This window comes from Nocardioides sp. zg-1308, from assembly GCF_013155375.1.
Taxonomy (GTDB): domain Bacteria; phylum Actinomycetota; class Actinomycetes; order Propionibacteriales; family Nocardioidaceae; genus Nocardioides; species Nocardioides renjunii.
Window position 1 is genome coordinate 889,029 of sequence record NZ_JABJQY010000002.1, and the last position, 11,951, is coordinate 900,979.

Sequence of the window (11,951 nt, forward strand, 5' to 3'; positions counted from 1 at the left end):
GACCGTGCTGTCGACCGCCCTGTCGACCGTGCTGCTCGCCGGTTGCTCGTCGGGAACCGAGGTCTCCGACGAGCTCGTGACGCCGAGCCCGTCGCGGGCGGCCGCCGGCGAGGACGGTTCGGTGGCGCCGGCGTCGGCGCCCACGGTCGTCGACCGGGTCGAGCCGGACCTCGACCTCGCGCTCTCCGAGCCGGTCGAGGACAGCGTCTACCCCCAGGCCGGCGACCCCAGCGTCGACGCGCTGCACTACGGCCTCGACCTCGCCTGGGACCCCGACGGGTCCCGGCTGACGGGCGAGGCGACGATCACCTTCCGCGCGACGCGAGCAGCCCCGCGCTTCCAGCTCGACCTCGGCGCGCCGCTCGAGGTCGGCGAGGTGACCCTCGACGGTGAGGTGGTGCGCACGGCGCACCGCGGCAAGGACCTCGTCGTCCGCGCGCCGCTCGAGGCCGACGGCCGCCACGAGCTCGTCGTGTCCTACGCCGGCACGCCGCGGCCGGCACCCGCCCCGACGACGCGCAGCGACTTCTCGACCACCGGGTTCACCGTCACCGACACCGGCGAGGTGTGGACGATGCAGGAGCCGTTCGGCGCCTACACCTGGTATCCGGTCAACGACCAGCCGGCCGACAAGGCGCTCTACGACATCACCGTCCACGCGCCGTCCCCGTGGACCGGCGTCGCCAACGGCCGGCTCACCGAGCACACGGTCGAGGAGGACCGCACGACGACGTCGTGGCAGCTCGTCGAGCCGGCCTCGTCCTACCTCGTCACCCTCGCGATCGGCGACTACGCCCACAGCAGCAACTCCACCGACGACGGCATGGAGGTCGCCTACTGGACGCCGCGCGGGATGGTGCAGCGCGTCGACCAGGTGCAGACGGCGGCTGCCACCGTCGACTGGGTCGAGTCCCGGCTGGGCGACTACCCCTTCGACTCGCTCGGCCTGGTGGTGACCGCGTCGCAGAGCGCGATGGAGACCCAGACCATGGTCACGCTCGGCAACAACGAGTACGTCCTGTCGCCCGAGGTCGTCGCCCACGAGATCGTGCACCAGTGGTACGGCGACCAGGTCTCGCCGTCGGACTGGCGCGACGTGTGGCTCAACGAGGGCATGACGATGCTGATGCAGTGGATCTACCAGGACGAGCACGAGGGCCAGCCGCTCGACGCCAGCCTGCGCAGCGCCCGCGCGTCCGACCAGCAGCTGCGCGACGCGTACGGACCGCCCGGCGACTACGACCCGCGGCAGTTCGGCAGCTCCAACATCTACTACACGCCCGCCCTGATGTGGAACGAGCTGCGCCGGGCGCTCGGCGACGACGAGTTCTACCGGGTCGCCCGCTCGTGGCTGAGCGAGAACGACAACACCTCCGCGTCCCGCGAGCAGATCTACGCCCACTGGGAGGACGAGACCGGCCTCGAGCTGTCGGCCTTCTTCGACCGCTGGATCACCGGCCGCACGACGCCGCGGCCGGGCGTGCCGGGCGCCTAGCGCTCAGTGCTACTTGGCCTGCTGCTCGGGCTGCTCCTCGGCCTGCTCCTCCGGCGCCTCGGCGGCCTCCGGCTCCGAGACCGCCGGCTCCGCGGCCGGCTCGGGCAGCGCCACGCCGGGGACAGTGCCGGTGAGCGTGGCGAGCATCTGGCGGACGTTGGACAGCTGGGCGTTGATGCTGTCGCGCCGCTGGGCGGCCGCGGCGAGCTCGCGCTCGGACTCCGAGCGCACCCGGTCGGCGGTGGCGCGGGCCTCGGCGACCATCGTCGTCGAGCGCTCCTCGGCGTCGGAGAGCATCCGGGCGATGCGGGCCTCGGCCTCGGCGCGGCTGCGCTCCATCGCGGCCTCGGTGTCGCGGTTGCGCGCGGCCATCGCGTCGAGCTCGGCCTGAGTGGCGGCCTGCTGGGCCTGGAACTCCGAGGTGGCCTTCTGCCGGCGCTCGGCCAGCGTGGTCTCGAAGTCGGCGGCGGACTGGGCAGCCTTCGCGCGCGCGTCCTCGTGGAGCGCCTCGGCCTCCGCGCGGCGGGCGGACGCGTCGCGCTCGGCGGCGTCGCGCTCGGACTCGGCTGCCGTACGCGCGTCCGAGAGCACGCGGGCGGCCTCGGCGTCGGCGTCGCGACGGGTCTCGTCGGCGTAGCGGTCGGCGTCCGCGCGCACGGCGCCGGCCTCGGCCTCGGCCTCCTTGCGGAGCGCCTCGACCTCGCCCACCACGCGGTCACGGATGTCGGCGGCCTCCGCCTCGGCGAGGGACAGGATCTGCCCGACCCGCTCGCCGAGGTGCTCGAACCCCGGCGCCTCCGGCTCCTGCTGCTGCTGGGCGACCAGGGCGTCCCGGGAGGTGACGGCCTCCTGGCGGGCGGCCTCCGCGGCCGCCTCGGCGGCCTCGAGCCGGCGGCGCAGGTCGGCGACCTCGCCCTGCGCCTGGGTCACGGCGCGTTCGACCTCGGCCGGGTCGTAGCCGCGGCGCACCGTCGTGAACATCTCTTCAGGCATCGGGGGTCTCCTGGTGGGTGGGGGCGTGGGGGTCCGGGGACGGGTCGGGCGAGACGGCCACGGGGCCGTCGGGCGGCTGCTGGCGCTCGGGGACGGAGAGCGCCTCGATCACGCCGGAGAGCTGGCCGAGCTCGGCCGCGATGCGGTCGCGCCGGCCCTGCAGCTCGGTGATCTCGGCGCGGGCGCGCTCGACGGCGCGACGGGCACCGTCGCGCAGCCGGTCGGCCTCGGCCCGGCCCTCGGCGACGAGGGCGACCGACTCCTCGCGCGCGCTGCGCCGCTGCTCGGCGGCCTCGGCCCGGGTGCGGGTGACCTCCTGGGCCACGAGGGCACGCAGGCTGGCGGCACCGGACTCGGCCTCGGCCCGGCGGCGCTCGAGGCGCTCGACCGCGCGCTCGGACTCGTCGGTCGCGTCGGCGATGATCCGCGCGGCCTCCGCCTCGGCCCGCTGGAGGGTGGCGCGGGCGTCGCTCTCGAGCTCGCCCGCGGCGAGGGCGGCCACCTGCGTGATGTCATCGGCGCGCTGCTGGATCTCCGCGATCGCGAGGGCCATCCGGCCGGCGACGGCGGAGATCACGCCCTGCAGGCGACGGCGTACGAGCCGGGCGTGGGCGCCGACCTCGGCGTGCCCGGCGCGCCGGATGGCGTCGGCCTCGGTGGCCGCGCCGGCCAGCACCGACTCGACCGTGCGCGTCGCCCACTCGGTCTGCTCGGCGGCCTGGCGCAGCTTCTCCTCGCTCTCGGCCCGGGCCGCGGCGAGGGTCTGCTCGGCGACCTGGCGCATTCGGTCGACCTCGGCGCCGGTCGTGCGCCGCAGCTCCTCGACGTGCAGCGCCGCCTCGTCGCGCATCCGGGCGGACTCCGTGGACGCGCTGGCACGCAGCGACTCGGCCTCGGCGGTCGCGGAGGTGAGGTGCTGCTGGCCGGCGGACCGTGCCTCCTCCACCAGGCGGACGGCGGTCCGCTGGGCGGCGTCGACGGTGTCGTGGGCCTCGGCGCGGGCGGCCACGAGGAGCATGGACTTCTCGGTGGCCGCGGTGTCGCGCAGCTCCTGCGACTCGGCGCGGAGCGCGACCGCGTCGTCGCGGGCCTGGGCGCGCAGCTTGTCGCCCTCGATGCGGGCCGCCTCCACCTGCTGGTCGCGGGCGTCGGAGGCGGAGCTCATCAGCAGGGCTGCCTGCTCGTTGGCGTCGACGACGATCGTCGCCGCCTCCTCCGAGGCGCCGGCCAGCACCTCCTCGGCCTGCCGGCGCGCCCGGCCCGCCTCGGCGCGGTCGCGCTCGGCCTCCGCACGGAGCTGGCGGGCCTCCTCGCGCAGCCGGGCGAGGTCGGCGGTCAGCCGCTCCGCCTCCTGCCTGGCCTCGCTCTGCAGCTGGTCGGCGACCTGCTGCGCCCGCGCGAGCAGGGCTGCGGTGGTGGGCTCGCCGGAGGACGCCGTCGCGGCATCGAGGGACATGCCCGCTCCTCTCACACACGATCCGAGGCGGTCATTGTCGCAGCGCGACCACCTCGCTGACAAAGCGCTCGTCCGTTCCGCTCACAGCGAAAGCCCCTTGCCGCCCGACCCGCGGCCCGCTGGAGTGTGGGCCATGAAGCTCCTCGTCCTCGGCGGCACCCGGTTCCTGTCCCGCGAGGTGGCCGTCCAGGCCGTGACGAGGGAGTGGGACGTCACCTGCGCGTGCCGCGGCGAGTCCGGGCCGGTGCCCGACGGCGCCACGCACCTGCCGTGGGACCGTGCGGACGAGCCGCCCGCCGCCCTGGCCGAAGGCGGGTGGGACGCCGTCGTCGACGTCGCCCGGCTGCCGTCCCAGGTGCGCAGCGCCGTCGCGGCCACGCGCGACGCGCACTGGGTCTTCGTCTCGACGATCAGCGTCTACGCCGACAGCTCCTCCGCTGCCATGGAGCCGCTGCTCGAGCCGATCACCGACGACGTCGACCTGGCCGTCGACCCGGAGGCCTACGGCGGCATGAAGGTGGCCTGTGAGCAGCTCGTGCAGTCACGGGCCGCCTCGTCGGTCGTCGTACGCCCGGGGCTCATCGTCGGCCCCGGAGACCCGACCGGACGCTTCGCCTACTGGCCCCAGCGCCTGGCCCGCGGCGGCGAGGTGCTCGCCCCCGGCGCGCCCGCCGACGTGGTGCAGGTCATCGACGTGCGCGACCTCGCGGCGTGGGTGCTCGACCTCGCCGAGGCCCGCACCACCGGCACCTACGACGCCGTCGGGACGCCGATGCCCCTGGAGCGGATGCTCACCGAGGCGGCCTCGGGCGTGGCTGACGCCTCCCCCGGGCTGACGTGGGTCGACACCGCGTTCCTCGAGGCGCAGGGGGTCGCGCCCTGGGCGGGCGAGGGGTCGCTGCCGCTGTGGCTGCCGCGTCCTGAGTACGACGGGATGCTGGCGCACGACCCCGCCCCGGCCGTCGCCGCCGGGCTGCGGCTGCGACCGGTCGCCGAGACCGCCCCCGGCTGCCTCGACTCGCCCGTCACGGCCTTGTCGGCCGAGCGGGAGGCGGAGGTCCTGGTGGCCTGGCACGCCCGCTGACCCGCGACCGGGCACTTCGTGCCCGTCCTCGGCGCCGACCGGGCACTTCGTGCCCGTGGTGCGGCAGGAAGTGCCCGGTCGGGGGGCCGGACGGGCACGAAGTGCCCGGTCACGTGTAGTGGTCGGTCAGAAGAGCAGCGCCGTGCCGGGGTCCCGGAGGATGCCAGCGACGTCGGCGAGGAAGCGCGAGCCCTTCTCGCCGTCGATGTGGCGGTGGTCGAAGGACAGCGCCAGCGTGGTGACGTCGCGGACCACGATCTCGCCGGTCTCCTCGTCGACCCACGGGCGCTTGTTGATCGCGCCGAAGCACAGGATCGCGGACTCGCCGGGGTTGATGATCGGGGTCCCGGCGTCGACGCCGAAGACGCCGACGTTGGTGATGGTGAACGTGCCGCCCGCCATCTCCGCCGGCTGCGTCCGGCCCTCGCGGGCCGTGGCGGTGAGCTCGCCGAGCGCGGCCGCCAGCTCGGTCATCGACAGGGAGTCGGCGTCCTTGACGTTGGGCACCACCAGGCCGCGCGGCGTGGCGGCCGCGATGCCGAGGTTGACGTAGTGCTTGTAGACGACCTCCTGCGCCGCCTCGTCCCAGACCGAGTTGATCTCCGGCGTGCGCTGCATCGCCAGGATGACCGCCCGAGCCAGGACCAGCAGCGGGCTGACCCGGACGTCCCGGAGCTCCGGGCGCTTCTTGAGCCGGGCCACCAGCTGCATCGCCGCCGTCACGTCGACGGTGATCCACTCGGTGACGTGCGGGCTGGTGAAGGCCGACTGGCTCATCGCCGCCGCCATCATCTTGCGCACGCCCTTGATGGGCTCGCGGGTCTCCCGCTCGCCCGACGCCGCGCCGGACAGCCCACGCTGGGTCGAGCCGCCGTAGGACGCACCGGGGGCGTCCGCGCCACTGAACGCGGCCGCCGCGGACTCAGCACCCCCACTCGCACCGCCGGCAGAGCCGCCGCGCGAGCCGGCGCCCTGGACGTCGTCGCGCGTGATCGAGCCCGACGGGCCGGAGCCGGTCAGGGTGGTGAGGTCGACGCCGAGGTCCTTGGCCAGCTTGCGGACCGGCGGCTTCGCCAGCGCGCGTACGACGCTGGGCTCGACCTGCGCGGCCGCCGGGACCAGCGCCTCGGCGGGCGCCGGCGGTGCCGCACGTCGCTGGTCGACGGCGGGCACCGGGGACTCGTCGGCGGGCATGACCTCGTCGGACTGGGCGCCGCCGGGCGCGAAGGCGCCCTGCACCTGCATCTGCGTCTGCGCGCCGGCGTCGGTGCTGGGCGACGCGGAGCCGCGGCGGGCCCGGCGCATCGGGCCGCGGTCGGCCTTGATCCGGCCGACCAGCGAGGCGCCCTCCATCGAGCCGGACGCCGCCGGGTTGGACAGGTCGATGTCGGCCGCGTCGACCTGGGCCGGGGCAGCCGTGGCCGCACCGTCCGCCGCGCCGGCCTTCTGGGCCATGCCGAGGTAGGGGTCGGACTCGGTCTGCGGGGCCGCGGGCGCCGGCTCCTCGCCGGGAGCACCGATCGAAATGATCGGCGTGCCGACGGGCACGGTCTCGCCCTCGGGGACGAGCAGCGCCAGGACGGTGCCCTCGAACGGCGAGGGCAGCTCGACGAGCGACTTCGCGGTCTCGATCTCGACGACCACGTCGTTGATCTCGATAGTGTCGCCGACCTTGACCTTCCAGGCGACGATCTCGGCCTCGGTGAGGCCCTCACCGACGTCGGGGAGGAGGAACTCAGACATCACATGACCTTTCGGGCAGGAACACGGCCCAGTGAGCCGTCCGCGTCGCGACGGCGCCTGCAGGAGGAGGGCTGCGCCCGGAGGAGCGCAGCGGGGGAGGTCGCCGCAACGACGACGACGGCGCCGTCTCCCAGCGACGCGGACACGGCGAAGCGGAACGAGCCCATCAGTACGAGAAGCTGCGGTCGACGGCGTCGAGCACCCGGTCGAGGTCGGGGAGGTACTCCTCCTCGATCCGCGACGGCGGGTAGGGCGTGTCGAACGCGCCGACGCGGAGCACCGGCGCCTCGAGGGAGTAGAAGCACTGCTCGGTGACCCGGGCCGCGAGCTCGGCGCCCATGCCGAGGTTGACGTGGGCCTCGTGGGTGACCACGCAGCGACCGGTGCGGCGTACGGACTCGTAGACCGGCGCCATGTCGAGCGGCGAGAGGGTGCGCAGGTCGATGACCTCGAGGCTGCGGCCCTCGGACTCGGCGGCCTCGGCGCACTTGAGCGCCGTCTTCACCGTCGGGCCGTAGGCGAGCACCGTGGCATCGGTGCCGGGCCGGACGACGCGCGAGGTGAACAGCGGCTCGGGGGTGGCCGACTCGTCGAGCTCGGCCTTGTCGGCGTGGTACTGCCGCTTGGGCTCGAGGAAGATCACCGGGTCGTCGTGGGCGATGGCCTGCTGGATCATCCAGTAGCCGTCGACCGGGTTGGAGCAGGCGACGACCTTGAGGCCGGGCGTGTGCGCGAACTGCGCCTCGGGGCTCTCGGAGTGGTGCTCGACCGCGCCGATGCCGCCGCCGAAGGGGATGCGGATGACGATCGGCATCTTCACCTTGCCCTGCGAGCGGTAGGTGTACTTCGCGACCTGGCACACGATCTGGTCGTAGGCGGGGTAGACGAAGCCGTCGAACTGGATCTCCACGACGGGGCGGTAGCCGCGCAGCGCCATGCCGACCGCGGTGCCGACGATGCCGGACTCCGCGAGGGGGCTGTCGATGACGCGGTCCTCGCCGAAGTCCTTCTGCAGGCCGTCGGTGATGCGGAAGACGCCGCCGAGCTTGCCGACGTCCTCGCCCATCAGCAGGACCTTGTCGTCGTCCTCCATCGCCTTGCGCAGGCCCATGTTGAGGCCCTTGGCGAGGGTGATCTTCTGCGTGGTGGCGGTGCTCATGCGTGGGACTCCTCAAACGACTCGAGGTAGGCCGCGAAGCCGTCGCGCTGGGCGGCGATCTCCTCGGTCATCTCGCTGAAGACGTAGCCGAACTGGTCCAGCGGCTTGGGGTCGGGCAGCGCCTTGCAGCCCTCGCGGAGGTGGTGGCCCAGCTCCTTGGCCTCGGCGTCGAGGCTGTCGAAGAACTCCTGGTCGACCAAGCCGTTGCGGCGCAGGTAGACCTTGAGCCGCTCGATCGGGTCCTTGAGCTTCCAGTGCTCGAGCTCGTCGTTGAGGCGGTAGCGCGTCGGGTCGTCCGTCGTGGTGTGCGCCCCCATCCGGTAGGTGTAGGCCTCGACGAACGACGGACCGTTGCCCTCGCGCGCCCGCTGCAGCGCGGCCTTGGTGACCGCGTACGTCGCCAGCACGTCGTTGCCGTCGACGCGGATGCCCGGGAAGCCGAAGCCCAGCGCTCGCTGGTAGAGCGGGATCCGGGTCTGGCGCTCGATCGGCTCCGAGATGGCCCACTGGTTGTTCTGGCAGAAGAACACGACGGGGGCGTTGTAGGACGCGGCGAAGATGAACGCCTCGTTGACGTCGCCCTGCGAGGACGCGCCGTCGCCGAAGTGGGCGATCACGGCAGCGTCGCGCTCCGGGTCGCCGGTGCCGACGACGCCGTCGCGCTGCATGCCCATGGCGTAGCCCGTTGCGTGGAGCGTCTGGGCGCCGATGACGATCGTGTAGAGGCCGAAGTTGTTCTCGTTGGGGTCCCAGCCGCCCTGGTCGACCCCGCGGAAGAGTCCGAGCAGCCGCAGCGGGTCGACGCCCTTGCAGTAGGCGACGCCGTGCTCGCGGTAGGTCGGGAAGACGTAGTCCTGCGGGCGCAGCGCGCGGCCGGCGCCGATCTGGGCGGCTTCCTGGCCGAGCAGCTGGGCCCAGATGCCGAGCTCGCCGTGGCGCTGGAGCGCGGTGGCCTCGACGTCGATGCGCCGGGTCAGGACCATGTCGCGGTAGAGCCCGCGCAGCTCCTCGGCGGAGAAGTCGTGGTCGAACTCGGGGTGGTGGACGCGCTCGCCCTCGGGCGTCAGCAGCTGGACGAGGTCGGGGCCACCGTCGGACTGGGAGGGTCCGAAGACCTCCGCAAGGTCGGGGCCGAAGGTGTCACTCCGGGGGGAGGCAGGGTCGGACAACGCACTCTCCTTCAACAGCTAGCGGCAGTCGCGGGATCGCCGGACGCCGACGGCTTGCAGCGTGGTCGTCGGCGTGTGTGACCCCGACCACATGATGGGGCTCAACGTATCGGCCGCAGCCTGCCAGCACCAATCTGGGTGGGGCTGCGGCGACCCCTTGCAGGCCTCGCTCAGGCCTCGGTCAGCCGCGTCCGTGGGGGGTGCGCCAGACCTCCGGGTCGGGTCCCGCGGGGACGATCTGCGTCGGGTTGATGTCGGTGTGCACGACGTAGTAGTGCTGCTTGATCTGGTCGAAGTCGACCTCGTCGCCGAAGCCGGGCGTCTGGAACAGGTCGCGGGCGTAGCCCCACAGGTTCGGCATCTCGGTGAGCTTGTTGCGGTTGCACTTGAAGTGGCCGTGGTAGACCGCGTCGAAGCGGGCCAGCGTCGTGAACAGCCGCACGTCGGCCTCGGTGATCGCGTCACCCATCAGGTAGCGGCGGTCGGCGAGCCGCTCCTCGAGCCAGTCCATCGCCGTCCACAGCCGCGCGTACGCGTCCTCGTACGCCTCCTGCGAGCCGGCGAACCCGCAGCGGTAGACGCCGTTGTTGACCTCGGTGAAGACCCGCTTCATGACCTCCTCCATCTCCTCGCGGAGCTCGGCGGGCCACAGGTCCGGGGCGTCGGGGCGGTGGTGCTCGCGCCACTCGAAGAACAGGTCGTGGGTGATCTGCGGGAAGTCGTTGGTGACGACCGCGCCCGACTCGACGTCGACGACGGCCGGGACGGTGATCCCGCGCGGGTAGTCGGGCTGGCGCGCGAAGTAGGCCTCCTGCAGCCGCTCGATCTCGAGCACCGGGTCGCGGCCGTCGGGGTCGAGGTCGAAGGTCCAGCTGCGCTCGTCGTGCGTCGGACCGGGCGCGCCCCACGAGATGACGTCCTCGAGGCCGAGGAGCTGGCGGACGATGATCGAGCGGTGCGCCCAGGGGCAGGCGCGCGCGGCGACGAGGCGGTAGCGCCCGGGCGCGACGTCCCACACCTGCACGTCGCGCGGGCTGTCCTTGGAGCCGCTCGGGAAGCGGTCGTCGAGCGGGTCCGCGGACCGCTCCCCGGCCAGGACCCGGTCGGGGATGTAGGACATGTCGCGCTCGAAGGGCTGGCCCTTGGTCGTGTAGCTCGCCTTGTCGTTCACTCTTCAACCGTACTCGCGTCTACGCCGGCGCGAAGCGGGCGGCCACCTCGACGACCCGGTCGAACGCCTCGGTCTCGCCGATGCTGACGCGGACGCCGTCGCCGGCGAAGGGCCGCACGGAGATCCCGACCTCGCCGCACGCGGCCGCGAAGTCGAGGGACCGGTCGCCGAGCGGGAACCACACGAAGTTGCCCTGGGCGTCGGGCAGGTCCCAGCCGACGTCCCGGAGACGGGTGACCAGGTCGGCGCGACGCGCCACGAGGTCCTCGACCCGCTCGAAGAGCTCGTCGCGGGCCTCGAGGGAGGCGATCGCCGCCGCCTGCGCGACGTGGCTGACCCCGAACGGCAGCGAGACCGCGCGAAGCGCGGCGGCCAGCGGCGCCGGCCCGACGGCATAGCCGACGCGGAAGCCGGCGAGGCCGTAGGCCTTGGAGAACGTGCGGGTCAGGACCACGTTGTCGTGGCGCTGGTAGGTCGCGATCCCGTCGATGGCGTCGTCCATCCGCACGAACTCGAGGTAGGCCTCGTCCACGACGACCAGCACGTGGGAGGGGATGCGTGCGATGAACGCGTCGAGCTCGGACTGCGTCACCGCCGGTCCGGTCGGGTTGTTGGGGGTGCAGACGATGACGACCTTCGTGCGGTCGGTGACCGCGGCCGCCATCGCGTCGAGGTCGTGGCGGCCGTCGGCGGTGACGGGCACCCGCACGCTCGTCGCGCCGCCGGCCGTGACGGCGATGGGGTAGGCCTCGAAGGAGCGCCAGGCGTAGACGACCTCGTCGCCGGGATCGCAGAAGGCGTTGACCACCTGGTAGATCAGCCCGACGGACCCCGTGGCCGCGGCGAGGTGCTCGACCGGGACGCCCATCGCCTCGCCGAGGGCGGCGTAGAGCGCGGTGCTGCCCATGTCGGGATAGCGGTTCATCTCCGCCGCGGCCGCCGTGGCGGCCTCGAGCACACCGGGCAGCGGCGGGTAGGGGTTCTCGTTCGAGGACAGCTTGTAGGACGTCAGCCCGGGTCGGGCGACAGGCGGCTTGCCGGCGACGTACGCAGGGATGGCGAGCACGTTGGGCCGGGGCTGGGGCGCGTCGGTGGACATGCCCGCACCCTAGTGATCGGCCCGACGGCCACGCCACGGCGTCAGGACCGGCAGCAGCACGAGCCCGACGACGAACCCGATGCCCGCGCCGAGGACGTTGTCGACCAGGTCGGTGACGTCGCAGGCGCGGTCGATCCGGGCGAGCTGGAGCTGGGTGAGCTCGATGGCGAGGCTGTAGGCCGCGAGCAGCCCGAGGCCGACCGGCGCGAGCACCAGCCCCGACCACCAGCGACCGAGGGCCAGCACGAGGAACGCGCCGGCGGGGACGAACAGCAGCACGTTGAGGGTGCGCTGGTCGAAGCCGAGGACCTCGAAGGCCGCCCCGGTCGGGCCGCCGTAGTCCCACGAGCAGGACTCGCTGCGGCTCTCCGCGGGGACGATGCCGACGTCGGGACGGGTCGGCACGAGCGTCACGAGCGCGATGGCGACCAGCGACCAGAGGAGCCCGGACACGGACACCGCGGTCACCGTGCCGAGCCGCGCACGCAGCGCGAGCGCGAGCAGCACCGCGGCGGTCCCGGCCACGAGGGCGCCGAGCACCATCACACCCACGCCGCCGATGGAGACCATCGGGCGAGGTTA

Annotated in this window: 10 protein-coding genes; 2 read left to right on the forward strand and 8 right to left on the reverse strand. The window is 73.5% G+C overall.

Features of this window, described 5'->3' with window-relative positions:
• The first annotated feature begins 4 nt into the window (after positions 1–4).
• Positions 5–1,495 carry a M1 family metallopeptidase gene (locus HN031_RS06065; protein ID WP_172267682.1) on the forward strand — a complete coding sequence of 497 codons (1,491 nt, stop codon included), beginning with the start codon at positions 5–7 and terminating at the stop codon, positions 1,493–1,495.
• A 9-nt stretch (positions 1,496–1,504) separates the two neighbouring features.
• Here HN031_RS06065 and HN031_RS06070 read toward each other — a convergent pair whose 3' ends face one another.
• Both HN031_RS06070 and HN031_RS06075 read right to left on the reverse strand, forming a co-directional pair.
• On the reverse strand, positions 1,505–2,488 hold the full coding sequence (locus tag HN031_RS06070) for a hypothetical protein (protein WP_172267685.1): 984 nt from the start codon (positions 2,486–2,488) through the stop codon (positions 1,505–1,507).
• Entirely contained in the window at positions 2,481–3,944 is a 1,464-nt protein-coding gene (locus tag HN031_RS06075; protein WP_172267688.1) for a hypothetical protein, read from the reverse strand. The genes HN031_RS06070 and HN031_RS06075 overlap by 8 nt, the downstream gene beginning before the upstream one ends.
• A gap of 133 nt (positions 3,945–4,077) precedes the next feature.
• On the opposite strand from HN031_RS06075, the gene HN031_RS06080 reads away from it, so the two are divergent.
• Complete coding sequence (locus HN031_RS06080; protein ID WP_172267691.1) at positions 4,078–5,028, forward strand: NAD-dependent epimerase/dehydratase family protein; 951 nt, start codon at positions 4,078–4,080, stop codon at positions 5,026–5,028.
• 126 nt (positions 5,029–5,154) lie between these two features.
• Here the strand turns inward: HN031_RS06080 and HN031_RS06085 are convergent, their stop codons facing one another.
• The 6 genes from HN031_RS06085 to HN031_RS06110 all read right to left on the reverse strand — a co-directional run bounded on the left by HN031_RS06085 (position 5,155) and on the right by HN031_RS06110 (position 11,939).
• Positions 5,155–6,771 carry a dihydrolipoamide acetyltransferase family protein gene (locus HN031_RS06085; protein WP_172267694.1) on the reverse strand — a complete coding sequence of 539 codons (1,617 nt, stop codon included), beginning with the start codon at positions 6,769–6,771 and terminating at the stop codon, positions 5,155–5,157.
• Positions 6,772–6,937: 166 nt separating this feature from the next.
• Positions 6,938–7,930, reverse strand: a complete 993-nt coding sequence (locus tag HN031_RS06090) for an alpha-ketoacid dehydrogenase subunit beta (protein ID WP_172267697.1) — start codon at positions 7,928–7,930, stop codon at positions 6,938–6,940.
• Positions 7,927–9,000 carry a pyruvate dehydrogenase (acetyl-transferring) E1 component subunit alpha gene (gene pdhA / locus HN031_RS06095; protein WP_301539456.1) on the reverse strand — a complete coding sequence of 358 codons (1,074 nt, stop codon included), beginning with the start codon at positions 8,998–9,000 and terminating at the stop codon, positions 7,927–7,929. Before pdhA ends, HN031_RS06090 begins: the two co-directional genes overlap by 4 nt.
• Before the next feature lie 280 nt (positions 9,001–9,280).
• Positions 9,281–10,270, reverse strand: a complete 990-nt coding sequence (locus HN031_RS06100) for a glutathione S-transferase family protein (protein ID WP_367650665.1) — start codon at positions 10,268–10,270, stop codon at positions 9,281–9,283.
• A gap of 19 nt (positions 10,271–10,289) precedes the next feature.
• The gene (locus HN031_RS06105; RefSeq protein WP_172267700.1) at positions 10,290–11,369 is read right to left on the reverse strand and encodes a histidinol-phosphate transaminase; all 1,080 of its coding nucleotides are present in this window, start codon (positions 11,367–11,369) and stop codon (positions 10,290–10,292) included.
• Positions 11,370–11,378: 9 nt separating this feature from the next.
• Entirely contained in the window at positions 11,379–11,939 is a 561-nt protein-coding gene (locus tag HN031_RS06110; protein WP_172267703.1) for a VanZ family protein, read from the reverse strand.
• Positions 11,940–11,951 lie beyond the last annotated feature (12 nt).

Bases quoted from the DNA above. Each gene is read 5' to 3' on its own strand.
- HN031_RS06070 (WP_172267685.1), bottom strand. From the start codon at position 2,488: ATGCCTGAAGAGATGTTCACGACGGTGCGCCGCGGCTACGACCCGGCC.
- HN031_RS06075 (WP_172267688.1), bottom strand. From the start codon at position 3,944: ATGTCCCTCGATGCCGCGACGGCGTCCTCCGGCGAGCCCACCACCGCA.
- HN031_RS06080 (WP_172267691.1), top strand. From the start codon at position 4,078: ATGAAGCTCCTCGTCCTCGGCGGCACCCGGTTCCTGTCCCGCGAGGTG.
- HN031_RS06085 (WP_172267694.1), bottom strand. From the start codon at position 6,771: ATGTCTGAGTTCCTCCTCCCCGACGTCGGTGAGGGCCTCACCGAGGCC.
- HN031_RS06090 (WP_172267697.1), bottom strand. From the start codon at position 7,930: ATGAGCACCGCCACCACGCAGAAGATCACCCTCGCCAAGGGCCTCAAC.
- HN031_RS06105 (WP_172267700.1), bottom strand. From the start codon at position 11,369: ATGTCCACCGACGCGCCCCAGCCCCGGCCCAACGTGCTCGCCATCCCT.
- HN031_RS06110 (WP_172267703.1), bottom strand. From the start codon at position 11,939: ATGGTCTCCATCGGCGGCGTGGGTGTGATGGTGCTCGGCGCCCTCGTG.